General features: G+C 71.4%; 15 protein-coding genes. 6 read left to right on the forward strand and 9 right to left on the reverse strand.

Annotated elements, in window-relative coordinates; genetic code table 11:
• Positions 1 to 86: 86 nt before the first annotated feature.
• A complete protein-coding gene (locus tag NDAS_RS13830) occupies positions 87 to 1,391 on the reverse strand; it encodes an AI-2E family transporter (protein ID WP_126625084.1) in 1,305 nt (434 codons plus the stop codon).
• A gap of 148 nt (positions 1,392 to 1,539) precedes the next feature.
• Positions 1,540 to 1,947: a YccF domain-containing protein gene (locus NDAS_RS13835; RefSeq protein ID WP_013153823.1), complete on the reverse strand. Its 408-nt coding sequence runs from the start codon at positions 1,945 to 1,947 to the stop codon at positions 1,540 to 1,542.
• Positions 1,948 to 2,749: 802 nt separating this feature from the next.
• Between NDAS_RS13835 and NDAS_RS13840 the strand changes: the two genes are divergently transcribed.
• Positions 2,750 to 3,049: a WhiB family transcriptional regulator gene (locus NDAS_RS13840; RefSeq protein WP_013153824.1), complete on the forward strand. Its 300-nt coding sequence runs from the start codon at positions 2,750 to 2,752 to the stop codon at positions 3,047 to 3,049.
• A gap of 176 nt (positions 3,050 to 3,225) precedes the next feature.
• Here NDAS_RS13840 and NDAS_RS13845 read toward each other — a convergent pair whose 3' ends face one another.
• Both NDAS_RS13845 and NDAS_RS13850 read right to left on the reverse strand, forming a co-directional pair.
• On the reverse strand, positions 3,226 to 4,557 hold the full coding sequence (locus tag NDAS_RS13845; RefSeq protein ID WP_013153825.1) for a phosphoribosyltransferase family protein: 1,332 nt from the start codon (positions 4,555 to 4,557) through the stop codon (positions 3,226 to 3,228).
• A gap of 130 nt (positions 4,558 to 4,687) precedes the next feature.
• Complete coding sequence (locus NDAS_RS13850) at positions 4,688 to 5,248, reverse strand: GNAT family N-acetyltransferase (RefSeq protein ID WP_013153826.1); 561 nt, start codon at positions 5,246 to 5,248, stop codon at positions 4,688 to 4,690.
• A gap of 480 nt (positions 5,249 to 5,728) precedes the next feature.
• Here NDAS_RS13850 and NDAS_RS13855 point away from each other — a divergent pair, with 480 nt between their 5' ends.
• Complete coding sequence (locus tag NDAS_RS13855) at positions 5,729 to 6,925, forward strand: MFS transporter (protein ID WP_013153827.1); 1,197 nt, start codon at positions 5,729 to 5,731, stop codon at positions 6,923 to 6,925.
• Positions 6,926 to 7,060: 135 nt separating this feature from the next.
• Here the strand turns inward: NDAS_RS13855 and NDAS_RS29580 are convergent, their stop codons facing one another.
• The 5 genes from NDAS_RS29580 to NDAS_RS13880 all read right to left on the reverse strand — a co-directional run bounded on the left by NDAS_RS29580 (position 7,061) and on the right by NDAS_RS13880 (position 12,208).
• Entirely contained in the window at positions 7,061 to 7,891 is an 831-nt protein-coding gene (locus NDAS_RS29580; protein WP_013153828.1) for a hypothetical protein, read from the reverse strand.
• A 29-nt stretch (positions 7,892 to 7,920) separates the two neighbouring features.
• The gene (locus tag NDAS_RS13865; protein ID WP_013153829.1) at positions 7,921 to 9,414 is read right to left on the reverse strand and encodes a hypothetical protein; all 1,494 of its coding nucleotides are present in this window, start codon (positions 9,412 to 9,414) and stop codon (positions 7,921 to 7,923) included.
• Positions 9,415 to 9,807: 393 nt separating this feature from the next.
• Positions 9,808 to 10,581: a hypothetical protein gene (locus NDAS_RS13870; protein ID WP_232051678.1), complete on the reverse strand. Its 774-nt coding sequence runs from the start codon at positions 10,579 to 10,581 to the stop codon at positions 9,808 to 9,810.
• Positions 10,578 to 11,051 carry a hypothetical protein gene (locus tag NDAS_RS13875; RefSeq protein ID WP_013153831.1) on the reverse strand — a complete coding sequence of 158 codons (474 nt, stop codon included), beginning with the start codon at positions 11,049 to 11,051 and terminating at the stop codon, positions 10,578 to 10,580. The genes NDAS_RS13870 and NDAS_RS13875 overlap by 4 nt, the downstream gene beginning before the upstream one ends.
• A gap of 146 nt (positions 11,052 to 11,197) precedes the next feature.
• Complete coding sequence (locus tag NDAS_RS13880) at positions 11,198 to 12,208, reverse strand: YihY/virulence factor BrkB family protein (protein ID WP_013153832.1); 1,011 nt, start codon at positions 12,206 to 12,208, stop codon at positions 11,198 to 11,200.
• A 128-nt stretch (positions 12,209 to 12,336) separates the two neighbouring features.
• Here NDAS_RS13880 and NDAS_RS29655 point away from each other — a divergent pair, with 128 nt between their 5' ends.
• The 4 genes from NDAS_RS29655 (at position 12,337) to NDAS_RS13895 (ending at position 15,337) form a co-directional block, all read left to right on the forward strand.
• On the forward strand, positions 12,337 to 12,426 hold the full coding sequence (locus NDAS_RS29655) for a putative leader peptide (RefSeq protein WP_017564358.1): 90 nt from the start codon (positions 12,337 to 12,339) through the stop codon (positions 12,424 to 12,426).
• A 178-nt stretch (positions 12,427 to 12,604) separates the two neighbouring features.
• On the forward strand, positions 12,605 to 14,302 hold the full coding sequence (locus tag NDAS_RS13885; RefSeq protein ID WP_013153833.1) for a nitrite/sulfite reductase: 1,698 nt from the start codon (positions 12,605 to 12,607) through the stop codon (positions 14,300 to 14,302).
• A gap of 127 nt (positions 14,303 to 14,429) precedes the next feature.
• Entirely contained in the window at positions 14,430 to 14,636 is a 207-nt protein-coding gene (locus NDAS_RS13890) for a hypothetical protein (RefSeq protein ID WP_013153834.1), read from the forward strand.
• Entirely contained in the window at positions 14,633 to 15,337 is a 705-nt protein-coding gene (locus NDAS_RS13895; protein ID WP_013153835.1) for a phosphoadenylyl-sulfate reductase, read from the forward strand. Before NDAS_RS13890 ends, NDAS_RS13895 begins: the two co-directional genes overlap by 4 nt.
• Positions 15,338 to 15,427: the final 90 nt, after the last annotated feature.

Genomic DNA, 15,427 nt, shown 5'->3' on the forward strand with positions numbered 1-15,427 from the left:
AACGCGGGCGCCCCCGCCCGGTCAACGGGGCGGGGGCGCCGGGCATTCCCGGGGGCGGCGCGGATATGGCGGCGCCGCCCCCGGACCTACTTCTGTTCGGGGGGATCGACCGCGGTGGCTCCGCCGGAGGCGTCCTGGCCGGTCCCCTGGTCGGCCCTGACCACGACGGTGTCCGCCTTGACCTCGGCCACGTCCGCGTCCCCTCCGCCGGAGTCGTCACCGCTGGAGGGCGGGCGGTTGCGCAGCAGCGCGGCCAGCACGGCGACCACCGGGGTGGACAGGAACATGCCGGGGATACCGCCGACGACCGCGCCGACGGAGATCCCGATGAGCACGACCGGCGAGGGCAGGTCGAGCGAGGCGCCGTAGATGCGCGGCGCGAAGACGTTGCTCTCCAGCTGCTGCACCAGGAGCACGGCGCCGACGATGATCAGGGCCACGACCCAGCCCTCGGTCACGAAGGCCACCAGGGCGGCGAGCAGGCCGGTGAGGAAGGCGCCGATGATCGGCAGGAAGGCCCCGACGAAGGTCAGCACGATCAGCGGGATGGCCAGGTTGATGTCGAGGAAGATGACCAGGGCGATACCGATACCGACGGCGTCGAAGAAGCCGACCGCGGCCACGCCCCGCACGTAGCGCCCCATGACCCCGTAGGCGACGTCGCCCGCGTGGCGCATGCCCGGGCGCGAGCGGGCCGGCAGCAGGGTGACCAGCCAGTCCATGAGCTGGTCGCCCGAGTGCACGAAGTACACGGTCAGGGCGATGATCAGGACGATGCCGACCAGGACCGAGATCACCGCCGAGGTGGCGGTCCAGGCGCCGCTGAGCAGCTGGTCCTGGTTCTCGGTGATCATGCTCTGGATCTGCGCCCAGGCGTCGTCGATCATGTCGGTGAACAGGGCCGGGTCGACGAAGGGCAGCCGGATGTCCTGGAGCTCGGTGATCGCGCTGGTGACGCTGTCCACCAGCGGACCGAAGCCCTGGATCGCGGGCGTGACGATCAGCGAGATCACGCCGCCGAAGACGATGAGTCCGACCAGCAGGGCGATGGTGGTCGACAGCCCCCTGCCCAGCCCCTTGCGGCGCAGCCCGTTGGCGATCGGCATGAGCAGGGCGGTGAGGAACACCGCCAGGATCACCGGCAGCGTGACGACCGACAGGTAGACGAGCACGTAGACGAGCAGGCCCGCCACCACGCCGATGAGCAGTACCCGCCAGGCCACGTCGCTGATGGACCGCAGGAGGTTGTCGTCTCCCTGGTGCTGCTCGGTCGGCCCCTCGTCCGCGGCCTGGGGCTCGGCACGGGAGCGCTCGTTCTCCGCCTCCAGCCTGGCGAGGCGCTCGGCGCGGGCTCTGCGTGCGGAGAGCCACTTGTTCAGGAGCGCCCACACTCCCGGCCGCTGGGCTTGCACATGGACTCCATTCTCTGGACGTTGCGCGGTGGAGGTCGGGGGACCGACGGCCGCATGGGGGTGGTCTCGCGGGGGGCGAACGGGCGGGGCCCGTGTTTCCCACGGGCCCGGTGGGAGGTCAACGCTGTCAGAACTGCCAGGGTTCCCGCGGGTGGCCGCTCTCGACGATCTCGTTGCCGAAGGGCGCGAGGGCCACGGGGATCATCTTCAGCGAGGCCCAGGCCATGGGGATACCGATGATAGTGACGGCGAGGCCGATCGCGGTGGCGATGTGGCCGAGGGCCAGCCACCAACCGGCGACGATCACCCAGATGACGTTGAGGAAGGTGCTGCCCCCGCCCGCGCCGGGCCTGCGCACGAGATCGCGCCCGAAGGGCCAGATCGCGTACCTGGCCATGCGGAACGAGGCGACGCCGAAGGGGATCGTGACGATGAGGATGCAGCAGATGACGCCCGCGAAGACGTAGCCGACGGCCAGCCAGAACCCAGCGACGAAGATCCAGATGACGTTCAGGATGAACCGCAAGAGGCCCACGGTGTTCTCGTCCTCCCTCGTGTTGGTGTCCCGCTACGGGGACACGCGGCCGCGGAGCGGCCGTGTCCGTTGTTTCTACCGTCTGGGACGTCCGCGCACCACGACCCGTTCGGGCGCCCCACCCTGGTACTTCCCCTAGGGGCGGCCTTCAGGCACGCGGGAGGGGTTGACGCGGGAGCCGCGGAACGGCGTGTCGTGTGGGGTTCGCGGACCGACGGGGTAGGGGCACGGGACGCGAGGGAGGACGCCCGGAAACGGACGCGGGAGGGACCGCTCACCCTCCTCACCGGCATCGACGGAGGGTGAGGACATACGGTCAGGCCCGAACCGGGAACTCCGCGCAGACCGCAATGTGACCCGCACATCAGGAGGACCCCCTAGGCAGGAGGGACATCGCACCATACGATGTGCTGTGTCCTTCGCAAGGCCCCAGATCTTGCGATGCACAACAAACTCAGACAAAAGACCGCACACCGGTCAGTTGTCATCTGGTTTCGGTAACGGTTGTGCGAGTAATTTCCCTACCCCCCGTGCATGATCGGGACGAGGGATGGCATGATTACGTACCGGCTCGGACGGAGGCCGTCACCGCCTCCGCAGCCGTTCGCGTGAGAGCACTCCGCCGCTCGGCGGATCGGTGCCGCAGTACCTGTGCTTCTCGTGGTCTCAGCCACACCGGGGAACATCACTCGCACCGCTCGGCGTTTGCGTCGTGCGGGGTGACTCGCGCCGCATGACCAATTTTGGTGACTGAAGCTTTTTCCGACAGCTTACTAGTGATTTCAGTAGAGGTGGTTCAAGCATGTCTCAGGTACGTCGGCAGGCCGCGCTGCGCCCCCGCCCGCACTGGGGGTGGCAGGATGCCGCCGCGTGCCGGGGCGAGGACCTTGTGCTCTTCTTCGGTCCGGACGGCGAACGCCAGCCGGAGCGGGAGATCCGTGAGCGCAAGGCCAAGGAGATCTGTGCGGCCTGCCCGGTTCGAAACGACTGCCTGGACTATGCGATCTCGCGTCCGGAGAAGTACGGCACCTGGGGCGGGCTGAACGAGGACGAGCGCGCCTCCGAGCGCCGTCGCCGCATGCGCCGCGCGAACGCCGCGTAGTCCGGAAATTCCCGCAGGCGGATCTCCCCCGGTGGCCCCGGCCCCCGAACAACCCGCGGCGCCCCGACGAACAACGTCGAGGGCGCCGCGGGTTTTCTCATGCCCGGTGTTCTCCCGTCTCCGGTGAAAGGCACCGCTCCCGCCCATGGGACGGCCGTGTCCGGCCCGCCGGCGCCTCAGCTTCGACCCGCCCCCAGGTGCCGGTCGAACCAGTCCAGGGCCTCGGCCGCCACACGGCGCCACTCGCGGGAGTCGCGGAGCAGCCGCTCGGCCCCCGACACCACCCGCAGGTCCGTGGAACCGCCGATCCGGGCGCGCGTCCACTCGCCGAGCTCGCGCAGGAAGGAGTCGTCCCCCTCCAGCAGCACCAGGACCGACGCCCGCACGTCCGGCAGGCTCGCCTCGGCCACGTCGATCCTCCCTCCGTGCGCCACCACCGCGGCCACGTCCCGCGGGTACCGGGCCGCGGCGACCAGGGCCGAGGCCGCGGCGTCGCCCGAGGCCAGCACGCCCAGGGGCTCGTCCGCGGTCTCCGATGTCCGGCGCAACCAGGCGGCCGCGGCGCCCAACCGCTCGCCGAGTTCGTCGGCGCCGACACCGGAGGCGGCGTCGGGAGCGGTGTCGGAGGAGCCGGGCGGGCTTTCCCGCTCGGTCAGCAGGTCCATGAGGAGGGTGGCGTACCCGGCCTGCTGCAGGACCGAGGCGACCGACCGCCACCGCTCGTCCGCGCGCCCCTCCCCCGCGGCCATCACCACCGCGCCGCGCGTCTCGGCGGGCACGGTGAGGTCGCCGTCGAGGTGGACCCCTCCCGCGGGCACCCGCACGCGCCGTGTCCGGCCCGACCGCGGCCGGGTGTGCGCGTTCTCGGCGAGGATGGCGGTGACGTGGTCGTCGGAGAGCTGGCCGAAGTCGCGGTACCACTCCCCCACCGCGCGGAAGTTGTCCGGCGCGCTGAGCACCACCAGGGCGTCGGCCTCCTCCCGCAGCAGCGCGACCGCCTCCGGCGAGGCGACCGGCACCGCCAGGACCAGTCGCGCCGGACCGGCCTGGCGGACCATGCGCAGCGCGGCGCGGGCGGTGCCCCCGGTGGCGACGCCGTCGTCCACGACCACGCAGTCGCGCCCGGCGATCCGCGGGGGCGGGCGCTCTCCCCGGTAGACGCGGCGCCTGCGGTCGAGTTCGTCGCGTTCGGCGGCGACGGTGTCGGACAGGGCCTGGCGGGGCACGTGCAGCCGGGCCAGGGCGCGGTCGTCATAGAGGACGCGCCCGTCCTCGGCGACGGCGCCGACCCCCATCTCGGGGTGTCCCGGCAGACCGATCTTGCGAACCATGAGCACGTCGAAGTCGGCGCCCAGCCGCAGGGCGAGTTCCGCGCCGACCGGCACGCCCCCGCGGGGCAGGGCCAGCACGAGGGGTTCGTCGACCGCGAAGGGGCGCACCCGCTCCGCGAGTCGGCGCCCCGCCTCCGACCGGTCGGCGAAGGGCAGTGAAACGGGTACTGGGTTCATGGCCTCACCGGCGCCGGGGACCGGGCCCCGGTACCGCTCCTCTCGGCTGTGTGGATGAGCCGCTGGAAAGTGGTACCCAGATACCCCCCGACACGGCGGTTCCAACCCCGCACCCGAGCAAAACCGTCCCTCAGGTGCGGCGGAAGCCGTTCCGGAACACGGCCATCAGCAGCGCGTCGTAGCGGCGCCCGTCCCACAGCAGGGAGTCGCGCATGCGCCCCTCCACTGCGAAGCCGCAGGAGCGGTAGACGGCGATCGCCCTCATGTTGAAGGCGTAGACGTACAGCCAGACGCGGTGCAGGCCGATGTGCTCGAAGGCGTACTCCAGCACGAGCTGGGTGGCCTCCCTGCCCAGGCCCCGGCCGGTGAACTCGATCGCGGACAGGGCGATGCGGTACCCGGCGCTCTCGTTGTCGGGCGCGACGGCGTAGAGCGACAGCTCGCCCAGGTAGCGCCCGTCCTTGGGCGCGATGATGGCCAGGTCCAGGCGGTCGGTGCGGTCCGCGCGGCTCTCGCACCACTCCTTGGCCTGCGCGTAGGTGATGCGCCGGTGGGTGCCGGTGAGTCTGCGGACCTCCTCGTCGAGGCTGGCGGCGAAGTAGGCGTCGGTGTGCTCGGCCGCCAGGGGCGTCAGGCGTACGCTCCTCCCGGTGAGTGTGGGCTTCTCTCGCAGCGCGCTCGTGTTGATCATGGGCTCTTCCGGTTCCGTCCGGGCCGTGCGGACACGGTTCCCGGCGTGGGGGAGGCGGCGGACAGCGGGCTGGACGCCCTGCGCGGGAGCGGGCCGCTGGGCGGGGGCTCGGGTCGGGCACCCGGGGAGGGTGACGGACGGGGGCCGGGGCGGAGGATCTCGGGCGGAGTGGAGGCGGGTCGTGTCGGGGGCGGGACGTGTGGGACGCGGGTCCTGTCGGGGGCGGTCAGGGGTCTGTCCGGTGACGGAGCAGGACCTCTATTTGACTTCCTCTTCCATCCGAAGGCAAGAAGGGTCCGGCGGGACCCGCCGGGGCGGTCCCACCGTGGACGACGGCTCCGGGAGGGGGGCCGTCCCGCACGAGCGGTGGAACGGGATCGGCCCGGGGACGAACCTGTCCGGGGCCATGGAAAAGGCCTGCCATCCGATGACCGGACTCGATAGCATCTGCACGCACCGAAAGCCGTCCTGGGAGCCGCCGTGAACGTCCAGACCAGAACCGAGTCCCCTCCGCCGGAGGCCCGCAGGGCCAGAGTCGCGGTCTCCACCCTCTTCTTCGTCAACGGCTTCACCTACACCAACGCCGTCCCGTGGCTGCCGGTGCTCAAGGCCCAGCTGGGGCTGAGCAACACGGAACTGGGCCTGGCGATCGCGGCGATGCCGACCGGCGCGATCCTGACCGGCATGCTGGCGGGCCCGCTGATCCACTGGTTCGGCAGCGGCCGGACGGCGGTGGGGACCAGCCTCATCTCTCTGGGAGCGCTCCCATTCATCGCGCTGGCGCAGAACTGGTGGATGCTGGCGGCGGCGCTGTTCGTGCTGGGCAGCGCGGACGCCTGGACCGACTCGGCGCAGAACTCACACGGCCTGCGCGTCCAGCGGCGCTACAGACGCAGCATCATCAACACCTTCCACGCGCTGTGGAGCATGGCCGCGGTGGCCGGAGGCCTCCTGGGCGCGGCCATGGCCGGTACCGGCGTGCCCATCCTGTGGCACCTGGGCGGCGTGGCCGCGGTGCTGGTGTGCGTGAACCTGGCGGTGAGCCGGATGCTGCTGCCCGGCCCGGAGAGCAGCGAGCGCGAGGACGGCACGGACGCCGGGAGCGGGCGACGCCTGCGCGTGCCCGGACGGGCCGTGCTGCTCCTGCTGGTGCTGAGCGTGCTGCTGATGTTCGCCGGAGGCATCGAGGACTCCGCCGCCACCTGGGGCGCGGTGTACATGACCTCGGAACTGGAGGCGTCCCTGTTCCTGGCGGCGATGCCGTTCGTGGCCTGCCAGGCGATGATGACGCTGGGTCGCCTGGCCGGCGACCGGGTGACCGACCGGTTCGGCGCTGCCGCCGTGGGACGCGCGTGCGGTCTGCTGGCGGGCGGCGGAATCGCGTTCGCCCTGCTGGTACCGAACCCGGTGGCCACGGTCATCGGCTTCGGGGTGATGGGACTGGGCGTGTCCACGCTCTTCCCGCTGACCCTGGCGGCGGCGGGGAACGTGCCGGGCGTGCGCACCGGGGACGGGATCACCGTCGTCGGGTGGCTGGGCCGCGCGGGCTTCCTGGCCTTCCCGCCGCTGGTGGGCTTCCTCGCCGACTCCTCCAGCCTGGGGAACGCGCTGTGGGTGATCGCGGGTGCCGGTGTGGGCGCCTTCCTGCTCGCCTTCGCCCTGCGTCCGCGCGTGTGAGGTCCGAAGGACCGTCGCGCCGCCCCCGCCGGGACCGCGCGGTTCTCCTCCCGCGCACGTGAGAGGGCCCCCGACCCGACGGTCGGGGGCCCTCGTCGCCACGCGGTCCAGGGACCGTGCGGCGGGGTGATGCCGTTAGGCGATCGGAGCCGGACGGCGGGCCCCGGCCCACAGGGCCAGAGCGCCGATGCCCGTCACCACGGCGCCGCCGAGCACGAAGCCCTGCATGTCGACGCCGGTGGTGGCGAGGGTCTCGTCACCGTCGTCGTCGCCGTCGCCGTTGCCCTCGCTCACCGGAGCGGCGGCCTCGGGGGCGCTACCACCGGGGGCGGTGGTACCGGGGGCCTGGATCTCGTCGCCGCCGCCGTTGCCGTCGTCGTCGCCGTCACCAGGGGGCGTCCCGCCGTCACCGGGGGGGTTGCCGTCGTCGCCCGGGTCACCCGGGTCGGGGTCGCCGGGGTCACCCGGGTCACCAGGGTCGCCGGGGTCACCCGGGTCGGGGTCGCCCGGGTCACCGGGGTCACCGGGGTCACCCGGGTCGGGGTCACCGGGGTCACCCGGGTCGGGGTCACCGGGACCGGGGTCACCCGGGTCGCCAGGACCAGGATCGCCCGGGTCACCCGGACCGGGGTCACCGGGGTCACCGGGGCCAGGATCGCCCGGGTCACCGGGGTCACCCGGACCGGGGTCACCCGGATCGCCAGGGTCACCGGTGCCGGGGTCACCGCCGTCGCCGCCGTCACCGGGCAAGCCGGGGAAGACGGGCACGTCGAGGTCCAGAGGCTGGGGCTCAACGGCCGGAGCGACATCCTCAGCAGCGAGGTTGATGACCGTGTTCTCGGCGGCCTGGGGGGCCGCCTCAGCCGCGGTCGCGTCCAGGGTGTCAGCGAACGCCGGACCCGCGGAGAAACCGGCCATGAACAGGCCAGCCGCGGTCACGGTGAAAACGCGCTTTTTGGGGGTCATCCCACTCCTTTCTCTTCTCGTGTACTGATCTATTCAGAGGGGATGGCATAAAGGTGGTCCTCGTGGACCACGACGGCCCGCTCTCCGAGCAGGCCGATGGGTGGGACGGAGTCCGCGGGAGCCTCCTCGACCCTGCCCTCGGCGTCGACGGCCACTGGGGCTCCGTCGATCTGGCCGAAGACGAGGGGGCCGACCGCGATGTCGGGTTGGAAGCCCGGAACGACCGCGGTCCGCCCGTTCTCGGGGTCCATCACCGCGGGTCCGTAGGCGACCAACTGGGTACCCACGGCCTCCGAGCGGTGGCGCACGTCCTCCAGGTCGGCGGGATCGACCTGGGCGCTGCCGATGACGCTTCCGTCCTGGGTGTCGTGGAAGGCCAGGACCGTGCCCTCGCCCCGCAGGGGCTCCCAGCGGATGACGACGTACTCGCGCAGGGCGGTGAGAACGGCCTCCATCTCGCCCGCGTCATCCGGCCGCTGGGGATTGACCGCCACGGGGTTGCCCTCGGGACTGACCCAGGTCCAGGGTCCGTTGACCACGGCGGCGAGAACGTCCTCCCCCTCGGCCAGCATGGGCGCCGATCCCTCGGGGAAGTCGACCTGCCGCAGTTCGCCGCCGACCGGGACGAAGGCCTCGGTCTCGGTGCGTATGAGAGCGGATGTGCCCACGTACTGGACGAAGGCGGCTTCGGGCAGGTCGACTCCGACGGAATCGCCGTCCTCCGTGGACCAGAACCACAGGGTCTGGGCGGTCTCCATGACGACGGCCTTCTCGCCGCCGTACTCCACGAACCAGGGCGCTCCGAGCACCTCGCCGACCTCCACGGGCAGGTCGACCGACCACAGTCGCTCACCGTCGGCGTCGAGCAGGTTGAGCCGCTGTTCGGGGTCGACGTAGGCGAGCAGGTCGCCCTGGCGGCTGACCCCAGGCTGGCTGCCCGGGGCGACCTGCGCGCTGAAGTCGACGGTCGTGGAGAAGTGGGGCGGCGCGGGGTGGTTGAGGGTGGTCAGGTCCGTGGCGACGTCGTCCCCGGGTCCCCCGCCGAGGCCGGGCAGGAAGCGCCAGGCGGCGGCGCCCGCACCGGCGAGCAGCACCAGGGCGAGCACGGCGGCGCCCACGATGACGAGGGCCCGGCCGCCCTTCTTCCTCTCCTTGGCCTCGGGCCGGACACCTGGCTGGGGGCCGGTCCCGGCACCTCTGGCGGGAGGGTCGGCCGGGGCGGGAGGAGGAGGCGTCGGCTCGTGGCTGGCCACGACCTGGTCGGCCGCCTGCACCACGCCCGTGGGCGTGGCGACCAGACGCCAGTAGCCGTTGGCGTCCCGGGCGTCGATGAGGACCGGCTGACCGATCCTGGCGGCGTAGCCGGTGGCGACGTCCAGCGCGGCGCGCCGCGTCTCCTTGGGCGCCTGGCCCGTGACGACCTGGCGGCGCCCCTCGACGACGATCTCGGCGCTGCGTTCGTCGGGTGCGATGACGATGACGGCGGTGGGCCGGGACTGCCCCGGGCGGGACTCCCGGCTCATGGTGCCTCCGAAGGCATGGGGAACGTGGACCTGTTCGTGTACGGGGGTACGGGGACCTAGGTCAGCGATGACGGTGGTTCGCGGTCGGGGACTACCTGGAGACGGTGCCGACGCACGCGTAGTCAGTGCTGCACGCGATCATACTGATCGTCGCTCGTCACGCCTATTCCGGCCATGCGTCGACGCCGCGCGCACGGACCGGTGCACCTGGGACAGTTGTCCCGCCCTCCCCTCCGTGACCTGGAGACTCACCCGAACATGGGATGCGGCTGGTGCCGTGGGCATCGCCGTCACCATGGAGTGGACACCTGGGGAAGATATTTAGTTCACACCGAAAATGGCCGGATCTGGCCACCTGGTTCCCACCGGTCGCACGCGTAGCAGCTCAGGGCCTCACCGGGGCGGAACCCGGACGAGGCGGAAGTACTCGCCGGGGCGCGAGCGCCGGTCGGCGTTGGCCCGGCGGTCCGGACTGGCCGGTTCGACCGTGAAGTGGACCGCGGCGTCGGGTTCCACCGTGAAGGGGACGGGGGTGTTGGTGAGTCTGCCGAGGCCGCCCTGGACGCTGTGCGGGCCCGGAGGGAGGCCGAGCACGAGGGTCTGGCCGGGGCCGAGCGTGCCGACCCGGTCGCCGTCCACGAGGATCCGGTAGTCGACGAGCATGTCGAACATCCCGCGGTCGATGCGGTGGACCAGCACCGGGCTCCAGCCCGGCGGCACCTGCTCCGGGCTCCGGATACCGATGACCTTGGGACCGGTGAGTTCGGGCCGGGCGAGCGCCTCACGCAGCTGTTGGCGTTCGCGTCTGCCAGCGGAGAGGGAGAGCACGCCCGCCGTACAGGCCACCAGCAACAACGGCACCAGTGTCCACACGGCGTTGGAGAGGATCAAGAACAGCGCGAGCAACCCGTTGCCGACGATCAAGAAGCACCACAGACGCGTCGTGCGGAACGGATGCCGCGTGTTGTGCACCCGGTGGAGCTCGCCGGAGGTCAGCTCCGCATCGGTACCCGCCCAGAGCCCGACCGGGAAGAGGAGCAGGAAGGCGAGGAAGATCCCGGCGGCCACCGGAACGGGGTCGCCGGTGGTCCCCACCCATCCGGCGATCGCGGTGCACGCCACCAGGCCGAGCCCTGCCCCTTGGACCAGTAGGAACGACGCCCTCACGAGCGCCACCGCCGTTCGCGCACGAAGGCCTCAGTGCCGAGGGCCGGTGGGACGAGGGCGACCAGGTTCAGCGCCAGCAGGGGCCACGGAAGGACCTCGTAGAGGTGGTCCCCGACCGCGACGACGAGGTAGACCACGCCAGCGGCCCACAGCGTGCCGAGCAGGATGCCCTCCATCAGCGGCGACTTCACCGGCTGCCGCCGCCGTTCGATCATCCCCGGAAGGGAGCGCATGTACAGGAGGGGCATCAGGACCAGGGCCGACAGCAGCATGACGAAGAGCCCGAAGTAGATCTCGCTGCCGCCCCTCAGGTACATGTGCAGGGTGTGCGTGAGCATCAGTACGGGCGGGCCGAACGAGCCGTAGAACATGGTCTTCGATCCGCCGAGCACGGTCTCGACGGTGACGGGCACGGAGTCCTGATCGCCCTCGTCCTGCGGGGGAACGGCGTCCGGTGGGGGAACGGTCATGGGGGACGGCCTCTCACGGGCGGCGCCGTCCGGGCTCGGGTGCGGCGGGATCGCCGCCTCCCGCCCGTCGGCACGACAAAACTACCGGCGGCACAGGACTTTCCGGGCTTTTCGGACGCCGAAGCGCGACCGCCGACCGGAACCGGTCAGTGCCCGTTGCTCTCCACGATCGTGTCGATGAACGCCTTCTCCCGGCGCTGGACGAGCCGGTTGGCCCGCTCGAAGTCCCGGTTGGCGATCTCCGCCCGGGCGGCGGCGGTGCGCGGCATGGGCCACATCGCGTCGATCTCGGCGTTGAAGGACGATCCCACCAGCACGGCGATCGCCATCACGAACAGCCAGGCCAGGATGGCGATCGGCGCGGCCAGGGAACCGTAGATGGTCACCTGGCCGAAGGAGGCGTCCAGGTAGACCCGCAGCGCCACCGAACCCGTGATCAGCACCAGTGCGGCCAGCAGCGCCCCCGGCAGGTGGCGCCACAGCGGGGTGCGCACCGGCACGCTCAGGGCGTAGAGCAGGGTGACCGCGGCGACGGCGAGCAGGGCGACGGTCGGCCAGTAGAACAGGTTGAGCCGCCCCACGGTCATGGGCAGCAACCGGTTGACCAGGTCCGGCCCTGCCACCAGGACCGGCAGCAGGAGGATGGCGAACAGCAGCCCGCCCAGGTAGGCGACGAAGGCCAGGACCCGCTGGCGCACCCAGCCGCGCAGTTCGTCCAGGCCGTAGGAGATCGTGATCGAGCGGATGAAGACGTTCATCGCCCGCGACCCCGACCACAGCGACACCAGGAACGTCACCGACAGGACCCCGCCCGGGACTCCCCCGAGGAAGTCGTCCACGAGCGGCTCGACCACGCTGTCCACGGTGTCCGGGGTCAGCACCCGCGCGGTCAGGTCCAAAATCCACAGCCGGATCTCCTCGACGAAGTCCTCGCCGAGCACGACGGTCAGCGGGCCCAGGGCGCCCAGGAGGCCCAGCATGAGCGCGGGCAGCGAGATGAGGGTGAAGAAGGCCGACTCGGCGGCCAGCCCGACGACCCGGTCGCGCGCGAAGGCCCGAACCGTGCGCAGGACGAGGAGCATCCCGCTGCGCAGGCGGGCATGACGTCTCAGCCACCCGTCCACGGCGTACCACAGCCGCTCCCAGAAACCCGCCACGGAGGAAACGTTAGCGCTCCTCGGGAGCCGTCCCGCGCCACGGGCGCACGGACCTAGTGACGTGACTCACTCGGGGGCGGTCAGACCCCGTCTGGACAAAGCCTCGACGCCCGTGACATTCTCATTACATGATCGCTGCTCTGGACCCCATGCTCTACGTGCGCCGTCACGTGGACTTCCTGCGGGTCGGCAGCGCCATCTGTTGCAGCGTCGGTTAATCCCACCGCCCTTTGACGCACCCCAGGGGTGCGCGCGGCACCGGCGCCCTGCCTCTTCTCCTTATCCCACACGCGGATCCCTCCCGATCGCCAGCACGACGATGTGCGGCGACGCGGGCGTGCGGTGTGGACGCCGGGGCTGTGAGCACCCCGCGACACCTCATCGGAGACACCCGCGATGCCTCCCTCTTCCGCGCAGCCCGGCAGGACAGCGACCGCGGCCAAGCCGCGCCGCCGCCGTGGTGAGGGCCAGTGGGCCCTCGGCTACCACGAGCCGCTGAACAAGAACGAGGAGAACAAGAAGAACGACGACGGGCTCAACGTCCGCGATCGGATCATCAACATCTACTCCAAGGGCGGGTTCGACTCGATCGACCCCGCCGACCTGCGCGGACGGTTCCGCTGGTTCGGCCTGTACACCCAGCGCGCGCCGGGTATCGACGGCGGCAAGACGGCCGTCCTGGAGCCCGAGGAACTCGACGACCGCTACTTCATGCTGCGGGTGCGCATCGACGGGGGGCAGCTGACGGTCGCCCAGCTGCGCGCGGTCGCCGAGATCTCCCGCGACTACGGGCGCGACACCGCCGACATCACCGACCGCCAGAACGTCCAGTACCACTGGATCCGGGTGGAGGACGTCCCGGCGATCTGGGAGAAGCTGGAGTCGGTGGGCCTGTCCACCATGGAGGCCTGCGGCGACACCCCGCGCGTCATCCTGGGCTGTCCGCTGGCCGGGGTCGCCGAGGAGGAGGTCATCGACGCCGGTCCCGCGATCCGCGAGATCTACGAGGACCACATCGGCAGCGAGCTGTACTCCAACCTGCCTCGCAAGTTCAAGACCTCGGTGTCGGGGTGCACGGTGCACTGCGTCAACCACGAGATCAACGACGTGGCGTTCGCGGGCGTGCGCAACGAGGCGGGCGAGGCGGGCTACGACCTGTTCGTCGGCGGCGGCCTGTCCACGAACCCGATGTTCGCCCAGCGCCTGGGCACGTTCGTGCGCCCGGACCAGGTGAGCGAGGTGTGGGCCGGGGTCTGCGGGATCTTCCGCGACTACGGCTACCGGCGCCTGCGCACCCGCGCCCGGATCAAGTTCCTCATCAAGGACTGGGGCGCGGAGAAGTTCCGCGACGTCCTGGAGAAGGAGTACCTGGGCTACGCCCTGCCCGACGGCCCCGCCGTCGAACTGGACTCGGGCCTGCGCCGCGACCACGTGGGCGTGCACCGCCAGAAGGACGGCAGGTTCTACGTGGGCTTCGCGCCCAAGGTGGGCCGGGTTTCGGGCACCGCGCTGCTGCGCGTCGCCGACATCGCCGAGGAGCACGGTTCGGACCGCGTCCGCACCACCGCCGACCAGAAGCTGGTCATCCTCGACGTGGAGGAGGACCGGATCGCCTCGATCACCTCCGCCCTGGAGACGGAGGGGCTCCAGGTCAACCCGAGCGTGTTCCGCCGCCAGACGATGGCCTGCACCGGCATCGAGTTCTGCAAGCTGGCGATCGTGGAGACCAAGGACCGCGCGGCCACCCTGATCGACGAGCTGGAGAAGCGGCTGCCCGACTTCGAGGAGCCGCTGACCATCAACGTCAACGGCTGCCCGAACTCGTGCGCGCGCATCCAGGTCGCCGACATCGGCCTCAAGGGCCAGCTCGTCATGAACTCCGAGGGCGAGCAGGTCGAGGGCTACCAGATCCACCTGGGCGGCGGCATGGGGCTGACCCAGTCCTTCGGCAAGAAGATCCGCGGACTCAAGGCCACCGCCGACGAGCTGCCCGACTACGTCGAGCGGGTGGTGCGCCGGTTCCAGGACCAGAAGGAGGACGGCGAGTCGTTCGCCTCCTGGGTCGGCCGGGCCGAGGACGCCGACCTGAAGTAGTTCGTCCGGGCGGTCGGGACCGCCGCGGCCGCCCGGCCGCGGCACCGGGGCCGGTCCGCGTGCGGACCGGCCCGGTCCACGGCCGCGAAACGACCTGGAAGACCCGAGCGAGAGGAAGAGGTGCGCCATGTCCGAGAGGGCCGCGCCCCACTACTGCCCCTACTGCGGCGACGAGGACCTCGTGCCCGAGGAGGGCGCCGCCGTCAAGGGAGAGGGCTACCCCTGGGCCTGCCTGTCCTGTGCCCGGGTGTTTCGGGTCAAGTACGTCGGGTTGCGCTCCGCGTCCTTCTCCGCGGGAGGCGCCCCCTCCAGACCGACGGAAGGGAACTCATGAACTCCACCACCATCACCCCCCTGGGCGGTCCCGAGCTCGCCGAGCGGGCCGCGCGCGAACTGGAGGAGGCCTCCGCCTCGGAGATCATCTCCTGGGCCGCCGAGACCTTCGGCGACCAGCTGTGCATGACCTCGTCCATGGCCGACGCGCTCATGGTGGACCTGGTCTCCCGGACGGTGCCGGGGATCGACGTCATCTTCCTGGACACCGGCTACCACTTCCCCGAGACCATCGGCACGCGTGACGCCGTGGCCTCCGTGTACGACATCAACCTCATCAACGTCGAGCCCACCCGCACGGTGGCCGAGCAGGACCTGGCCCTGGGCCCGCGCCTGCACGGGCGCGACCCCGGCATCTGCTGCCACCTGCGCAAGGTGGAGCCCCTCCAGCGGGCCCTGGAGCCCTACGCCGCGTGGCTGACCGGCCTGCGCCGGGAGGACTCGGCGACCCGCCGCGACACCCCGATCGTGCAGTGGGACCGGCGCCGGCGGATGACCAAGGTCAACCCGATCGCCCGCTGGACCCAGGACCAGGTGGACGCCTACATGGCCGAGAACGGGGTCATCGTGAACCCGCTCCAGTACGACGGCTACCCCTCGATCGGCTGCGAGCCGTGCACGCGGCGGGTGGCGCCGGGCGAGGACCCGCGCAGCGGCCGGTGGTCCGGCACGGGCAAGACCGAGTGCGGAATCCACGTGTGAGTGCGCCCTCGGCGGCCGGGCCGTGCGGCCCGGCCGCGGCTCCGCCGGGGTTGGGCGGGGCCGGGGGCGGCGGCGGTGCTCGGAGGCGAG

Source organism: Nocardiopsis dassonvillei subsp. dassonvillei DSM 43111, from assembly GCF_000092985.1.
GTDB lineage: Bacteria > Actinomycetota > Actinomycetes > Streptosporangiales > Streptosporangiaceae > Nocardiopsis > Nocardiopsis dassonvillei.